Genomic DNA, 13,857 nt, shown 5'->3' with positions numbered 1-13,857 from the left:
GGTGCCAAGCTCGGCGTACGGAGAACGACCGCCCGACCGACCGGAGGACACCATGCCCGCCTATGTCATCGCTCACCTTCAGGACGCCGCCCCGCACGCGGAGATCGCGGAGTACATGGAGCGGATCCCCGGCACCTTCGAGCCGTACGGCGGACGCTTCCTCGTGCACGTCACGCAGCACGAGGTGAAGGAGGGCAACTGGGCCGGAAGCGTCGTGATGATCGGTTTCCCCGGCATCGCCGAGGCGCGGGCCTGGTGGGACTCGCCCGCGTACCAGGAGATCGCCCCGCTGCGCGCGCGGCACATCAAGGGCGACATCATCATGGTCGAGGGGGTCCCGGAGGGATATGACGCTCGGCACACCGCTAAGGCGGTACGGGAGGCCCTGGACGCGGAATAGGGCGGGGGCGTAAGGGGCGACCGGCAGAAGGGACGACCCACCTCCCGCCACTTTCAACTCATAACGCACAGGGGGACTTGCGGCAAGGCCCCGGTGATGGCGCACAATCGCTCGCTGAGGCCGGAACCTGCGGAAAATGGGAGATTCACCTAGTGCGTTCTTTCTTGTCGGAGACCAGCAGCGCGTTCGACCTGCCCGAGCGTCTTGGGCCGAAGGCCGACCCGGCACTGATCGCCGGTGACGAGCAGCACTTCGCGGCCGTCGCGGAGTGCCTGGAGCAGTCGATCGCGGAACTGTCCGACCTCCTCGACGCCACTCGCAAGGCGCCCGGCGGCCTGGGCCAGCAGGCGATGGACCGGGACCTGGAGGTCCACCGGCTGACCGCCCGCCTGCGCGCGCTGCGGCGTTTCGGGCTCGACCTCTGCCTCGGGCACATGGTCGCCACGGACGGTTCCGAGCCCGTGTACGTCGGACGGCTCGGCCTCACGGACAGTGCGGGCCGCCGGCTGCTGCTCGACTGGCGCTCACCCGCCGCCGAGCCGTTCTTCGGTGCCACCCACGCCAACCCGATGGGGCTCGCGACCCGCCGCAGGTACCGGTGGAAGGGTGGCCGGATCAACGACTACTGGGACGAGGTCTTCACCCCGGACGGCATGTCCGACCGGGCGGCGCTCGACGACCAGTCCGCCTTCATCGCCAGCCTGGGCACCAACCGGTCCGCCCGGATGCGCGACGTGCTCGGCACCATCCAGGCCGACCAGGACGCCATCATCCGCGCGGGATCGCGCGGCGCCCTCGTCGTCGACGGCGGTCCGGGCACGGGGAAGACCGTCGTCGCCCTGCACCGCTCGGCGTACCTCCTCTACTCCGACCCGCGTCTCGGCCACCGCCGGGGCGGTGTGCTGTTCGTCGGCCCTCACCAGCCCTACCTGGGATACGTCGCCGACGTCCTCCCGAGCCTCGGAGAGGAGGGCGTGCAGACCTGCACCCTGCGCGACCTCCTCCCCGAGGGCGCGAAGGCCGCGGCCGAGCGGGACCCGGAAGTGGCCCGGCTGAAGTCGTCCGCGGACCTCGTGAAGGCGGTCGAGGCGGCCGCCAGGTTCTACGAGGAGCCGCCCGCCACGGGCATGACGGTCACGACCCACTGGTCCGACATCCGGCTGACCGCTGACGACTGGGCCGTGGCGTTCGACGCGGCATCCGGCACCCCGCACAACGAGGCGCGCGACCAGGTCTGGGAGGAGCTGCTCACGATCCTGGTGGACAAGCACGACGACGAGGACACGGCCGAGCCGCTCCGCAAGTCGCTGCACCAGAACAGGCAGCTGCTCGCGGTCTTCGACAACGCGTGGCCGCTGATCGAAGCGACCGACCTCGTCGCGGACCTGTGGTCCGTACCCGCCTATCTGCGCAAGTGCGCCCCCGGGCTCACCCGCGACGAGGTGATGCGGCTCCAGCGGGAGGACGCCAACGCCTGGACGGTGTCCGACCTGCCGATCCTGGACGCGGCACGGCAGCGGCTCGGCGACCCGGACGCCTCGCGGCGTCTGCGCAGGCACAAGGCGTCGGTCGCCGCCGAACGCGAGCAGATGACCAAGGTCATCGACGGCCTGATCGAGACCGATCAGGACGGCGAAGGCGCGCTGACGATGCTGCGCGGCCAGGACCTGAAGGACACCGTGTTCGACGGGGCGGCTTCGCTCGACGTCGAACGTGACCTGCTCGCCGGTCCGTTCGCCCACATCGTGGTGGACGAGGCGCAGGAACTCACCGACGCGGAATGGCAGATGCTGCTGCTCCGCTGCCCGTCCCGCAGCTTCACCATCGTCGGGGACCGCGCCCAGGCCAGGCATGGGTTCACGGAGTCGTGGCAGGAACGGCTGGAGCGGATCGGGCTCGACCGGATCAAGCTGGCCTCCCTGAGCATCAACTACCGGACCCCGGCCGAGATCATGGCGGAAGCGGAGCCGGTCATCCGCGCCGTGCTCCCGGACGCCAACGTGCCGACCTCCATCCGCAGCGGCGACCTCCCCGTCGTCCACGGCTCCACCGAGGACCTCCACGAGATCCTCGACACGTGGCTCGACGCCCACGACGACGGGATCGCCTGCGTCATCGGCGCCCCCGACTTCCGGCCGACTTCCCGCGTCCGCTCGCTGACACCGTCGCTGTCGAAGGGCCTGGAGTTCGACCTCGTCGTCCTCGTCGACCCGGAGTCGTTCGGCACGGGCATCGAGGGAGCGGTCGACCGCTACGTGGCGATGACCCGGGCGACGCAGCAACTCGTCGTTCTGACGAGTCCCTGACTAAGATCCCCGCCCATGGACACCATGGGCGGGGATCTTTCGGCACAGGACGCGGACCGGGGCACGGCCGTGGAGTTCGTCTACCGGACGACGGCTGCGGACTTCGAGGAGGCGCTGCGGGCCAGGGCCCGTCGGACACCGACGTGCCCTGGCCCGGTCACTGCTGACACCGCTGGTCCTGGTCGCTGCCGGGGTGGTCTTCTGCGTTCTCCGCGAGGCCACGCGTATGAATGGACCGTCGCGTTGGTGAGCTGCGTGATCGGCGGGTCCTACGGCTCCCTGCGGGGGATGCGTTCGCGGGCCCGCCGGATGTTCAGCGTCGTGGAGCCGTACGGGCAGTGCCGCATGGTGGGCAGCTTGCGGGGCTCGATGCGTTCCTCCACCGCTGCGTCCCCCTCGCGCGTGACCACGTAGGCGCCCTTCCCAGGAAGCCCCGTCACCGCTTCGACGAGCTTCGTTCCCCGGGAGACGAGACCGACTCCGTCATCGGTGCGGTGAGACGTAGGCAGGGTCCCGTCCGCGACAAGCTGATGGATCAGCGGACGCCGACCCTCGCCCAGACGGATTGCCGAGCTGACCCCACTGAGCACGACACCGGCCTCCCAGGCCCGGCGCATGATGCGGTCCAGGTCATGGACTCTCCACACGGCCGGCAGATTGGCCACGGAACCGCCCATGACCCAGACGACGTCCAGGTCGAGCACCGCGCCTTCGACGTCCTCCACATCGGCCGGGGGAACAGGTGCAGGGGCATCAGGTCGAACCGGCCATGATCCTAATCAGCGGCGCGCTCGCCCTCACCGTCGGGCGATGGGAGTACTCTTGTGCACTTTCGGGTGGTTTACACGCTATCTGCGGACCAGGCAGGCAGAAGACCTTGAAGCATTCTCTCCGGGTCGTGCCCCACGGCCCGGGGAAGGATGGTACGCATCGATGAGTGCGACACGACGAAACGTTCTGGGTGCCGCTCTGGCCGCGCCCCTGCTGGCTCAGTTCGCCGGGACGGCGTCCGCGGCGGACGAGAAGTACGGCACGGTCTCCGACGGCTGGGTCGAGGTCCGGTGGTCGGACTCGGTCCAGGCCGAACTGGACCGGCTCGGAGCGGTGGTCGAGGCCGAAGGGCAGGCCGTGATGGTCAAGACTGCCGATGGTCCGGCAGTGCGGCTCCCCGTGCGGTCCGGCAAGGGAGACCCCTCGCTCAAGCAGCTACCGAAGGCCAAGGGCGACGGTGCTCTCGACGGGGGAGTATCAGTGCGTACGTCCCTGGGCAACGTCCGGGTCAGCGACCTGGAGGGCGCTCTCAAGGACGGACTGGCATCGGGGAAGTGCCAGGTCAACGGCCTCATTGTCGAACACGCCTCGGCCCTCCGCTGCGGTGTCGACAAGGGGAAACTGTCCACCGACAAAGTTCCGGTGGGCAAGCCGCTGAAGGTTCAGCTCAGTGAGGTGCCGTTGTACGCCACCCCCGAGATGCTCAAGGCGTACGCCGCGACGGTCGGCACGTCCCCGTTCAGCGAAGACACGGTGCTGGGGTATGTGACCGTAGCGGGCACGTACAACCCGCCGAAGCCGTGAGCCAAGGCCCGGGCCAGAGCTCAGTACGGCCGGCCCGGGCCCGGGTGTCACCGACGGATCGGCGGAGCAGAACGGTCAGGCCGACGGCTGGTGGAGCCCGAATGGGGAGCCCTGGTCATCCTGGCTGGGCTGGAAACGTCCGATGCGGGCAACCGTCTCCTCGGCACCACCCACGTCGGCGTCGTCGACGGAGCCACCGAGCTCGCGCACCCGTCCCACCGTCACGGGTCCCACGCTACGGCGGACGTGGAGTGCCCGCATCCGTCTCAGCCGCACTGCCGGTTCAGAGCTGAGACCGGGTCGGCTCCGTCGGCCGGGCGGGGCCGGGGACAGTGCCGCCGAAGCGGCGCTGGCGGCCGGCGTAGACGGAAACCGCTTCCCGTAGCTGTGCCAGGCCGAAGCTGGGCCAGGGAGTCGGGTCGAAGACCATCTCGGCGTAGGACAGATGCCAGGGCAGGAAGTTGCTGATCCGCTGCTCACCGGAGGTGCGGATCAGCAGGTCGACGTCCGGAAGGCCGGGCACGTACATGTTCCGGTCCAGGTCGGCGAGGCCGATGTCCTCAGGGCGGATCGCTCCGGTGGCCGCTTCGGCGGCCAGTGCGCGTGCGGCCTCGACCAGCTCTTCGCGCCCGCCGTAGTCGAGGCAGACGGTCAGCGACAGCGTCTCGTTGTTCGACGTCATGCTTTCCGCCAGGGTCAGCGCGGAGGCCAGCGACGGGTCGATGCGATCACGCCGCCCGCACCAGCGCACCCGCACCCCCAGGTCGTGCAGCCACTCCGCACCCCGGCCCATCGCATCGCCCATGGCCTCGAACAGCGCGTCCAGTTCGTCCTGGGAACGGTTCCAGTTCTCGGTGGAGAACGCGTAGAGAGTCAGGTGCCGCACGCCCAGCCGCATCGCGGCGTTGACCAGACGCATCGCCGGCAACTGACCCGCCTGATGCCCCCGGGAAGCCGGCCGGCCCTGTTCCGAGGCCCACCGTCGGTTGCCGTCCATGATGACCGCGACGTGCTCCGGCACCGCATCCACCTCCGGGTGCGGCCATACCGGGCGGCGCAGGGCCCCGTCGGCGGACACCAGCGGATCAAGACCTTGAGCGAAGACCCGCTCCTCGCGGAGCGTGGTCTCGTCGAACTGCAGATGGGCCCCGAGTACCAGCAGGTGCAGGAACGGCTGGTACTCGCGCTCCACCATGCCCGTCACCGGCGCCGCCCGCTCCAACAAGGCGCTCCAGCGGGCGAGTTGCATGCGTACCAGTTCCGCCAGTGCCCCGGGACGTTCACCGCGTTGCAGATCACTCACCTCCAGCCCCAGTGCCCGCAGATCGGCCCGAGGCAGGTAGCACCGCCCGGCAGCGAGGTCCTCCGGCATGTCCTCGAACTGGTCCACCGCCTGGCCCGCCTCGCCCAGCAAAGAGGCCAGCGCCAGCACCTCTGGATCCCTCACGCCCAGCAGCGGGCACCACAGCTCGAAGGTCGCGCCCGTCACTCCTCTCAGATGTCGCCGCAGGTCCCGAAACGTCTCGAAGAGAGGAGGACTGACACAGTCGGCCTCCAGGGTGCGCAGGGTCTCCTCGACCAAGGCGCGGTCGAGATCCCACCGCCACACCGTGTCCACGAAGGCCCGCAGCACGGGATCCTCGCTGCCCCCTGAACGCAAGCCCTCGCGGGTGGCGGCAGACCAACGGGCAAGCCGCTGCACACGCTCCGCCGACGTTCCGTCCCTGTCGGCGATGGTGTCGGTCCACAGGAAGAAGCCGTGGACAGCGTGCATATAGGGGCGCACCGGGGCGGGCAGCAGTTCGGTTGCCCGCCACATCGGCGTATGGAACTGCTTGGTCAGTGCCTCACACAGTTCGTAGGACTCACGCAACTCGGACGAACCGGCCAAAGTCTCATCGCTCATCATGCCGTCACTAACGACGCGCCGACCGGGCCGGTACCGGGCAGGATCCTCGGCGCGCGGTTGACGGGTACAGGGCGGGGGCGCCGCCCTGTACCCCTCGGTCTCTGCGACGGCTGGTCAGCCGCGCTTGAGGTCGCTCACGAACGTCGTCCAGGCGGCGGTCCGGAACATGAGCGCCGGGCCGTCGGTCACTTTGGAGTCCCGGACGGGGACGCCGTCGAGGACTTCGAGGCAGTCGCCTCCGTCGCCGCCGCTGTGGGTGGACTTCCGCCAGGTGGCGACTTCGAGGCAGTTGCCGCCCTCGCCCCCGCTGTAGCTGGACTTGTGCCAGATCGCGGTGGACATGTCGTACTCAACGCTGCTGATCTTCATGGGCGTAATCCTCCGCCACGGACTCGATCAGGGCCAGGGAATCTTCGGGTGACAGAGCGCTGGCCGCGACGAGATCGTACGAAAGTTCGTAGCGGGCAACTGAGGCCGGGTCGTCTTCCAAGTGGCCTGTACCCAGCACTTCAAGGTATGCGAGCGGGGGCGCGTCGGAGAAGGCCATGAGCTTCAGGGCGCCGTTCAGCGCCGCGTGCGCGCCAGCACGGAAGGGCATCACTTGCGCGATGATCCGGCGGCGGTGGGTTAGTGCCGAGATGTGGTGCAGAGCCTCTGCCATGACTGCGTGACCGCCCACCGCCCTGCGTAATACGGCTTCGTCGAGAACCACCCACAACAGGGGCTTTGTTGGATCGGCGAGAAGCTGGGCCCGTTCCAGTCGTGCCGTCACCAGTTCGTCGATCACGCTCTCGACGGCCGTCGGCTGGTACGCCCGGAACACCGCACGTGCGTACGTCTCCGTCTGCAACAACCCCGGGATCAGTAGCGGTGCGTACTCCTTGATGGTCGCCGCGCGCGCCTCCGCTTCCGCCGCCTCGGCGAAATGGTCCGGGTACTTGGACTCCTTCAGCGCCGCGCAGTTCCGTACGAAGAAGCCTTCCGCGCCCAGGACTTCGTCCAGCTTCGCCGCCTGGTCGAGCTGCATCCTCCGTACTCCTATCTCCAACTGCCCGATGAACGAGCCGCTGACGAACAGCGGGGCACCGAGCTCGTCCTGCGAGAGGCCCGCCTGCTCGCGTCGGTGGCGGAGCTCCGCGCCCAGCAGGGCACGGGGCGATGAGGACGGGTCGAGCTTCCGGGGACCTGGCATGGCAACTCCCTGTGACACACGTGCGGTTGTTGGAACAGCGCCTCTTCCAGGCTAGCCGCGCGTTGGACACTCTGAGTACGCATTCCCATTACTCAGCGTGGAAGGTGGAACGGCATGACAGCGACGGATCGGCGCCGGGCGGCGGCGGGCAGGGTGCGGTTGGCGGAGGACGCTGTGGAGCGGTTGCGGGAAGGGCTCGCGGGGGTGGGAGTGAAGCTGCCGTCGCTGCGGATCGACCCCGTGTCGTGTGCGGGCAACGAGCCGTCACCGCTCGTCGACCTCGGCTGCTGCAACCTCGATACGGCGCGGCGGCTGAGTGAGGCCCTGGAGGAGAAGGCGGCCGGTCATGACCGGTGAGGTGTCTCTTGAGCCGTGTACGCCGGAGCCGGGTTCGTTCGCCGTGGACGCCCGGGACGGGCGGGTGGGCCGCGTGATGGGCCGCGTCGGGCCGTACGTACAACTGCGGCCCCCAGGTGGGGGCGCCGAGTGGGACTGTCCGCCGGATCTCGTAAGTCCGGCGCCGCCAGGCGTGGTGCTGCGGGCCCGGGTGACGGAGATCAACCGGGAGGGGCGACTGCCGTGAGTGAACGGGACTCCGCACCGTGCGGAGGAGCGCAGGTCGGTGCGCTCTTCACACGGTCGTGGGACGCTGATGGAAGCGGCGTACCGCCGCAGAACCGTCGATCTACGCTCCTCTGCCAGGCCACAGGAGAAGGGACCCGCGATGACCGCCGCGATGGTCGAGAACGACCAGCCCTCTGAGGGCCAGCCGTGGGGCTACCTGCTGCAGACATGGCGTGAACTGGACGTGCCCGAGGGGTGGCGCGCCGAGATCGACGAAGGGCAGATTGTCTTGGTACCGCCGCCTCACGCGCATCACAACGGCATCGCCGCCAAGGTGCAGCGCAGCCTCTACGGGAATCTGCCCGAGGAGCTGGAGATCTACCAGACGCTCGGCGTGCACGTCGCGCCGCTCGACAAGCTCTACGTCCCCGACCTCGTGGTCATGCCGTCCGAGCTGATCGCTGCTGCCGACCCGGAATTCAGCGACCCGATGGACGCCTCGGAAGCGCTGCTCATCGTCGAGATCACCTCGAAGGGGAACGCCCGGGAGGACCGGACGAAGAAGTACCGCGCATACGCGCGCGCGGGTGTGCCGATCTACCTGCTGATCGACAGGTTCGACACGCGTGGAGCGATGGCCACGCTGTTCACGGAGCCGAACGAGGACGGGACGTACAAGCACTCCGACCCGGTGCCGTTCGGTAAGCCGCTCACGCTTCCCGAGCCGTTCGGGACGACGCTGCGGACCGCGGACTTCCCGGTCTGAGACGCGCCGCGTCACGTCCGGCGTCACCCAGGTCGCCCTGGTCCCAGGCCCGGATGTCATCGGTGACGCCTGCCGCGGCGGCTGCGAAGCCGAGGTTCCCGCTCACTCGGTGGCGGAGCGGTCGAGAACGGCGGCGACGGCCTCGATCTCCACGAGCTGGTCCTCGTAGCCGAGCACGGTGACTCCCATCAGGGTGCTGGGGACGTCGTGGTCACCCAACGCGGCCCTGACCACCTTCCAGGCGGTCACCAGGTCCGCCCGGCCGGCCGACGCGACCAGCACGCGGGTGCTGATGACGTCCTCGATCGAGGCACCGGCATCGGCCAGGGCGGTCCGCATGTTCTCCACGGCCTTGGCCGCCTGTCCCGCGTAGTCCCCGACCGCTGCCGTGGACCCGTCCTCGTTCAGCGGGCACGCACCGGCGAGGAAGATCAGACGTGCGTCGGCCGGCGCGGTGGCCGCGTACGCGTACTCGGCGACGCTGGACAGCGAGCCGGAACGGATCAGGGTGATGGCACGGGGCACGGTAGTTCCCTCCGGTGCGTGCGGGAGCGGTCATGCTCCCAGGTGCGGGCGCGCCACGCCGCCGAGTTTCCCGCCCGACGGATGCCTGGTGGCCTGCGGTGGTGGCCTTCCGGCACACCTCCTGGGCTCGCCGCTGCCGACACGCGCACGCGCACAGCCGGACGGCGGGGCCGACCCTTCTTCAGGGTCGGGCCCGCCGTCTCCGGGGACGAGCGCCGGGTCACATGAGGCGGAAGTTGCCGTAGTAGCCGGCGATCTGCTCGTGATAGACCGGGTCGCCCGTGTGCTTGTGCTTGTCGAATTCCGGGGAGTCCTTGATCTGGTCCTTCGTCAGGTCGACGAACACCTTGCGGGCCTCCGTGTCGATGCCCCGGACCGTGCCCGCAGGCAGCAGGACGTCCTTTCCGAAAATCCACACCCCGATATCGACGACCAGAAAGGCCGAGCCGACCTCGTCGGAGTGCTTGTCGACCTTGCCGATGCTTCCGTCAGTTGCCTCGACCGAATATCCGGTCAGATCGGCGCCCTCGGTGTAACCGCTGGAAGGCTGGTAACCCCACAGGTTGTCGTTCATTTTGGCTCCTTTCCAGAAGACGTGATCCGGCACGTGGACTCCCACCGAAAGAGTGGCGAGAGCCGCTCGCACAACCACCTGCCCGGATGCCGGGTCCTTACACCTGGCCGAGTGGTGCGTGCCTGCAGACCGGCACGGAAATGCGGGTGGGCCCGGACAGTGATGTCCGGGCCCACCCGCGTCTATTCCGGTGGACGGTGTCTACCAGCGGTACCAGCGGCCACGCTTGCCGCCACTGGCAGCCGGGCGGACGAAGAAACCGACCAGCCACACCACCAGCACGATGACCGCAATCCACCAGAGTGCCTTGAGTGCGAAACCTGCACCGAAAAGGAGCAGGGCGAGCAGAAGTACGAGAAGCAGGGGAACCATTGTTATCAACCTCCAGGGCTTCTGGTGCCCCCGAACAAAGTCCCTACACCACCTGTGCGCAATCGGATCGCCATTCGCTACTTGGCCGCGATTCCTTCCGGCGCGGGTTCCGGCGTCGCTGTCGGTCCCGGCTTCGGTGTCGGGCCGGTCGGGCCGATCGCATCGGTCGGGCTGTTCGGGCCGCCTGCGGTGATCTTCGACGGGGCCGGTTCCTGGGAGACGTTGAATTCCGTCAGGAGGTCCTTGCCGAAGCCGAAGAAGTACGTGGCGACGAACCCGGCGACATAACCGGCCACCAGACCGCCCGCGTAGACCGCGATCGTCGAACCCAGCCCGTGGTTGCCGTCCAGAAGGGGGAACAGGGCCCAGCCGGACGGGCCGATGGCCGTGGAGCCGACCGTGTCGCCGAGCTGGTTGAAGAGTCCGACGAAGCCGCCGCCGAACGCGCCACCGACGCACGCCGTGACGAACGGGCGGCCCAGCGGCAGCGAGACGCCGTAGATCAGCGGCTCACCGACGCCCAGCAGGCCCGCGGGAAGAGCCGACTTGATGGTGCGTCGGATCGACTCGTTGCGGGGGAGACGGAGGTAGACGGCCATGGCCGCGCCGACCTGGCCCGCACCGGCCATCGCGAGGATGGGCAGCAGGACGGTGTAGCCCTGCTGCTCGATGAGCGTGGTGTGGATCGGGATGAGTGCCTGGTGCAGGCCCAGCATCACCAGCGGCAGGAAGAGGCCGCCCAGGACGAAGCCCGCGCCCGCGCCGCCGGTGGAGAGCAGCCAGTCGGCGAACGTGCCGATCGCGGAGGAGACCTCCCCGGCCACGTACATCAGGCCGAAGATCGTCACCAGGCCGGAGACCAGCACCGTGAGCGTCGGGGTGACCAGGACGTCGAGGGCCTCGGGGACCCAGCGGCGGCACCACTTCTCCACGTACACCGCGAGGACCGCCGCGCCCAGCGCGCCGAGCACACCGCCCTGGCCCGGGGAGAGCTGCTGGCCGAACGCCTCGATGTCGGCGACACCGGGGAAGACGATGATCGCGGCGACCGCACCGCCCAGGATCGGCGTACCGCCGAACTCCTTCGCCGTGTTGTAGCCGACGAAGACCGCGATCAGCGCCATGAAGCCCGAGGCCATCGCGGCGAGTGCCGGGGTGACGGCGGGCAGCCACTCCAGGTTGATCAGCAGGCCGTTGAGTCCGGCGATGATGCCGCAGCCGATGAGGGCCGGGATCAGCGGGACGAAGATGTCGGCGATCCTGCGCAGGAACAGCTTGAACGGCGTCGCGTTCCTCGCCTTCCGCTGCGCCTTGATCTCCGCGCCCTGGGCGGCCAGTTCCTCGGCGGTGTGGACGACGGGGGCGGCGGCCCGCTCCTCCTCGACCAGGCGCTCGAACTCCGGGGTGACCCGGGCGACCGTGCCGGGGCCGAGGACGATCTGGTACGTGTCGTCCTCGACCACGCCCATGACGGCGGGGATCGCCTTGAGCGCTTCGTCGTCGACCAGCGAACGGTCGTGCAGGCCGAGGCGGAGCCGGGTCATGCAGTGGGCGATGGAGCCGACGTTCGCCGCGCCACCGACGAGCGGAAGGATCGCGGCGGCGGTGGCGCGGTTCTTGTCTTCAGTAGCCATGGGCGTGCTGCCTTGCTGTGCGGGGGGTACGGGCGTGGTGTGCGTGGGTCAGCCGGTGGTGGGGTGTACGGCCGCGAGGGCGGCGCGGAGGTGGCCGTCCGACTTGGTGAGGAGCGTGGCGGCGGTGGGGCCGTCGATGTGACCGAGGATGGTCAGGATCGCGTCCTTCACCTCGCCGTCGGTGGCGGCGAGGGCCGCCTCGATCTCCTGGTCGGAGGCGCCGGTGGCCAGCGAGACGATGCGGCGGGAGCGGGCCCGCAGCTTCTCGTTGGAGGCGCGGACGTCGACCATCAGGTTCCCGTACGTCTTGCCGAGCCGGATCATCGTGATCGTCGAGAGCATGTTCAGGACGAGCTTCTGCGCCGTACCGGCCTTGAGGCGGGTGGAGCCGGTGAGCAGCTCCGGGCCGACGACGACTTCGAGGCCGTGCTCGGCGGCGGCGGCCAGTGCCGAGTCCGCGTTGCAGGACAGGCCGATGGTCAGCGCGCCCAGGGCGCGGGCGTGCTCGACGGCACCGATCGCGTACGGAGTGCGGCCGGACGCGGAGATGCCGACCACGGTGTCGTTCTCCGTGAGGGTGAGGGCGTCGAGGTCGGCGGCGGCCAGCTCCTTGCTGTCCTCGGCGCCCTCCACCGCCTTGACCATGGCGCTCGGGCCGCCCGCGATGAGGCCGACGACCTCGGACGGGTCGGTGTTGAACGTGGGCGGGCACTCGCTGGCGTCGAGGACGCCGAGGCGGCCCGCGGTGCCGGCACCCGCGTATATCAGCCGGCCGCCGCGCGCCATGCGCTCGGCGGTGGCGTCGATCGCCGCTGAGATCTGCGGCAGCTTGTCGGCGACGGCGGCGGGGACTGTGCTGTCCTCGCCGTTCATGATCTTCGCGATCTCCCGTGTCGGCAGCCGGTCGATGTCGGCGAGCTCCGGGCGGAAGGCCTCGGTGGTGAGTGTGTCGAGTTCGGCGCGCAGTTCCCCGTATCCGGCGGGGGTGGTGGAGCCCGCGCCGGAGTTGGTGTCGGTGTCAGTGGAGGAGGTCATGGAGAGCGGCTCTGCTTTCTCGGTCTCGTACGTTCGGCGGGTTTCGGCGTGCGCGCTTGCGTGGTCAGCGGGTGCGCGGGTTGTGGCGGTGGGCGAGCGCTTCGTACGACGCGGCGAGGGCGGGCGCGGCCGTCTCGTACGTGCGCTGCGCGATACCTATGAACAGGCAGTCCACGACGAGGAGCTGGCTCGTACGGCTCGACATGGCGGCGGGCCGCAGCTCGCTCTCGCGGGCGGTGGACGTGGTCAGGACGTGGTCGGCGTACTGCGAGACCGGGCCGTCGGGCCGGCCGGTGATCGCGACGGTCGTGGCGCCGTGGTCGAAGGCGACCCGCAGCGGCTCGATGACGTCGCTGGTGGAGCCGGAGTGCGTGATCGCGATGGCCACGTCGCCGGAGCGGAGCTGCACGGCGTTGGTGACGGCGAGGTGCGGGTCGGCGTGGGCGTGCGCGATCAGGCCGATACGGAGCAGCTTCTGCGCCAGGTCCTGGCCGACGAGCGAGGAGGCCCCGGCGCCGTAGATGTCGATGCGGCGAGCGGTCGACGCCGCGGCGACGGCGGCGCCGAGCTGCACGGTGTCGAGCCCGGACGCGGTGTCGGCGAGCGTCTGCTGCTCGTCGTACGCGAGCTTGGCGACCACGTCGGCGATCGGGTCGTCGACCGTGATGTCGGCGGTGACGGCGGGCGCCCGGCCGGACAGCTGGTGGGCGGCGAGCCCGGCGAGCGCGAGGCGCAGATCGCGGTAGCCGGGGTATCCGAGAAGACGGGCGGTGCGGACCACGGTGGCCTCGCTGGTGCCGGTGAGCTCGGCGAGACCGGTGACGGTGAGGGCGGCGCACCCCGCAGGGTCCCCCGCGACGGCTTCGGCGACCCGCTGCATGGAGCGGGTCATGGACGGGGCGAGTGTCCGGACCTTGGCCGCGAGCGCGGCGGGGGCGGGCGGAGAAGCAGCGCTGAAACTTTCCTTCACTTCATTGGTCACCTTTGAAAGATATTTTCAAGGAT

At 69.4% G+C, this 13,857-nt stretch carries 16 protein-coding genes and 1 pseudogene; 6 read left to right on the top strand and 11 right to left on the bottom strand.

The annotated features are described in order from the left end of the window. Positions 1-52 precede the first annotated feature (52 nt). Together F0344_RS15250 and helR are read left to right on the top strand one after the other, a co-directional pair. Entirely contained in the window at positions 53-400 is a 348-nt protein-coding gene (locus F0344_RS15250) for a DUF1330 domain-containing protein (RefSeq protein WP_185299314.1), read from the top strand. A gap of 164 nt (positions 401-564) precedes the next feature. Then, the gene (gene helR / locus F0344_RS15245) at positions 565-2,706 is read left to right on the top strand and encodes an RNA polymerase recycling motor ATPase HelR (RefSeq protein ID WP_185299313.1); all 2,142 of its coding nucleotides are present in this window, start codon (positions 565-567) and stop codon (positions 2,704-2,706) included. Positions 2,707-2,975: 269 nt separating this feature from the next. Here helR and F0344_RS15240 read toward each other — a convergent pair. Next, a pseudogene (locus F0344_RS15240) lies at positions 2,976-3,469 on the bottom strand (Type 1 glutamine amidotransferase-like domain-containing protein); the annotation flags it as partial. Between the two features lie 170 nt (positions 3,470-3,639). Here F0344_RS15240 and F0344_RS15235 point away from each other — a divergent pair. Next, complete coding sequence (locus F0344_RS15235; protein WP_185299311.1) at positions 3,640-4,281, top strand: hypothetical protein; 642 nt, start codon at positions 3,640-3,642, stop codon at positions 4,279-4,281. Between the two features lie 75 nt (positions 4,282-4,356). Here the strand turns inward: F0344_RS15235 and F0344_RS15230 are convergent, their stop codons facing one another. From F0344_RS15230 to F0344_RS15215, 4 genes are all read right to left on the bottom strand, one after another. Continuing rightward, on the bottom strand, positions 4,357-4,506 hold the full coding sequence (locus tag F0344_RS15230; RefSeq protein WP_185299310.1) for a hypothetical protein: 150 nt from the start codon (positions 4,504-4,506) through the stop codon (positions 4,357-4,359). A 58-nt stretch (positions 4,507-4,564) separates the two neighbouring features. Continuing rightward, positions 4,565-6,187: a polyprenyl diphosphate synthase gene (uppS, locus tag F0344_RS15225; RefSeq protein WP_185299309.1), complete on the bottom strand. Its 1,623-nt coding sequence runs from the start codon at positions 6,185-6,187 to the stop codon at positions 4,565-4,567. Between the two features lie 117 nt (positions 6,188-6,304). After that, on the bottom strand, positions 6,305-6,559 hold the full coding sequence (locus tag F0344_RS15220) for a DUF397 domain-containing protein (protein ID WP_185299308.1): 255 nt from the start codon (positions 6,557-6,559) through the stop codon (positions 6,305-6,307). After that, complete coding sequence (locus F0344_RS15215; RefSeq protein ID WP_185299307.1) at positions 6,540-7,382, bottom strand: helix-turn-helix domain-containing protein; 843 nt, start codon at positions 7,380-7,382, stop codon at positions 6,540-6,542. Before F0344_RS15215 ends, F0344_RS15220 begins: the two co-directional genes overlap by 20 nt. 114 nt (positions 7,383-7,496) lie before the next feature. On the opposite strand from F0344_RS15215, the gene F0344_RS15210 reads away from it, so the two are divergent. From F0344_RS15210 to F0344_RS15200, 3 genes are all read left to right on the top strand, one after another. Continuing rightward, positions 7,497-7,739, top strand: coding sequence for a hypothetical protein (locus tag F0344_RS15210; protein WP_185299306.1), 243 nt, complete (start codon positions 7,497-7,499; stop codon positions 7,737-7,739). Then, positions 7,729-7,965 (top strand): hypothetical protein, encoded by a 237-nt coding sequence (locus tag F0344_RS15205; RefSeq protein WP_185299305.1) that lies wholly within the window; start codon positions 7,729-7,731, stop codon positions 7,963-7,965. Before F0344_RS15210 ends, F0344_RS15205 begins: the two co-directional genes overlap by 11 nt. A gap of 141 nt (positions 7,966-8,106) precedes the next feature. Next, positions 8,107-8,712: a Uma2 family endonuclease gene (locus F0344_RS15200; RefSeq protein WP_185299304.1), complete on the top strand. Its 606-nt coding sequence runs from the start codon at positions 8,107-8,109 to the stop codon at positions 8,710-8,712. Positions 8,713-8,814: 102 nt separating this feature from the next. On the opposite strand, the gene F0344_RS15195 is transcribed toward F0344_RS15200, so the two are convergent. The 6 genes from F0344_RS15195 to F0344_RS15170 all read right to left on the bottom strand — a co-directional run bounded on the left by F0344_RS15195 (position 8,815) and on the right by F0344_RS15170 (position 13,834). Beyond that, on the bottom strand, positions 8,815-9,237 hold the full coding sequence (locus tag F0344_RS15195) for a RidA family protein (RefSeq protein WP_185299303.1): 423 nt from the start codon (positions 9,235-9,237) through the stop codon (positions 8,815-8,817). Between the two features lie 220 nt (positions 9,238-9,457). Continuing rightward, positions 9,458-9,811, bottom strand: coding sequence for a PRC-barrel domain containing protein (locus tag F0344_RS15190; protein ID WP_185299302.1), 354 nt, complete (start codon positions 9,809-9,811; stop codon positions 9,458-9,460). A gap of 201 nt (positions 9,812-10,012) precedes the next feature. Further along, positions 10,013-10,183, bottom strand: a complete 171-nt coding sequence (locus tag F0344_RS15185; protein ID WP_185299301.1) for a hydrophobic protein — start codon at positions 10,181-10,183, stop codon at positions 10,013-10,015. A gap of 77 nt (positions 10,184-10,260) precedes the next feature. Next, positions 10,261-11,817: a PTS transporter subunit EIIC gene (locus tag F0344_RS15180; RefSeq protein WP_258049947.1), complete on the bottom strand. Its 1,557-nt coding sequence runs from the start codon at positions 11,815-11,817 to the stop codon at positions 10,261-10,263. Positions 11,818-11,865: 48 nt separating this feature from the next. Beyond that, entirely contained in the window at positions 11,866-12,852 is a 987-nt protein-coding gene (gene murQ / locus F0344_RS15175) for an N-acetylmuramic acid 6-phosphate etherase (RefSeq protein ID WP_185299300.1), read from the bottom strand. Between the two features lie 64 nt (positions 12,853-12,916). Further along, entirely contained in the window at positions 12,917-13,834 is a 918-nt protein-coding gene (locus tag F0344_RS15170; RefSeq protein WP_185299299.1) for a MurR/RpiR family transcriptional regulator, read from the bottom strand. Positions 13,835-13,857: the final 23 nt, after the last annotated feature.

It is taken from the genome of Streptomyces finlayi, assembly GCF_014216315.1.
GTDB lineage: Bacteria > Actinomycetota > Actinomycetes > Streptomycetales > Streptomycetaceae > Streptomyces > Streptomyces finlayi_A.
The sequence above is the reverse complement of the archived record's forward strand: the minus strand, read 5'-3'. Positions and strand labels throughout refer to the sequence as shown.

Excerpts from the sequence above, each read along its gene's own strand:
- F0344_RS15250 (WP_185299314.1), top strand. The coding sequence starts at position 53 with ATGCCCGCCTATGTCATCGCTCACCTTCAGGACGCCGCCCCGCACGCG.
- F0344_RS15235 (WP_185299311.1), top strand. The coding sequence starts at position 3,640 with ATGAGTGCGACACGACGAAACGTTCTGGGTGCCGCTCTGGCCGCGCCC.
- uppS (WP_185299309.1), bottom strand. The coding sequence starts at position 6,187 with ATGAGCGATGAGACTTTGGCCGGTTCGTCCGAGTTGCGTGAGTCCTAC.
- F0344_RS15220 (WP_185299308.1), bottom strand. The coding sequence starts at position 6,559 with ATGAAGATCAGCAGCGTTGAGTACGACATGTCCACCGCGATCTGGCAC.
- F0344_RS15215 (WP_185299307.1), bottom strand. The coding sequence starts at position 7,382 with ATGCCAGGTCCCCGGAAGCTCGACCCGTCCTCATCGCCCCGTGCCCTG.
- F0344_RS15210 (WP_185299306.1), top strand. The coding sequence starts at position 7,497 with ATGACAGCGACGGATCGGCGCCGGGCGGCGGCGGGCAGGGTGCGGTTG.
- F0344_RS15205 (WP_185299305.1), top strand. The coding sequence starts at position 7,729 with ATGACCGGTGAGGTGTCTCTTGAGCCGTGTACGCCGGAGCCGGGTTCG.
- F0344_RS15200 (WP_185299304.1), top strand. The coding sequence starts at position 8,107 with ATGACCGCCGCGATGGTCGAGAACGACCAGCCCTCTGAGGGCCAGCCG.
- F0344_RS15190 (WP_185299302.1), bottom strand. The coding sequence starts at position 9,811 with ATGAACGACAACCTGTGGGGTTACCAGCCTTCCAGCGGTTACACCGAG.
- F0344_RS15185 (WP_185299301.1), bottom strand. The coding sequence starts at position 10,183 with ATGGTTCCCCTGCTTCTCGTACTTCTGCTCGCCCTGCTCCTTTTCGGT.
- F0344_RS15180 (WP_258049947.1), bottom strand. The coding sequence starts at position 11,817 with ATGGCTACTGAAGACAAGAACCGCGCCACCGCCGCCGCGATCCTTCCG.
- murQ (WP_185299300.1), bottom strand. The coding sequence starts at position 12,852 with ATGACCTCCTCCACTGACACCGACACCAACTCCGGCGCGGGCTCCACC.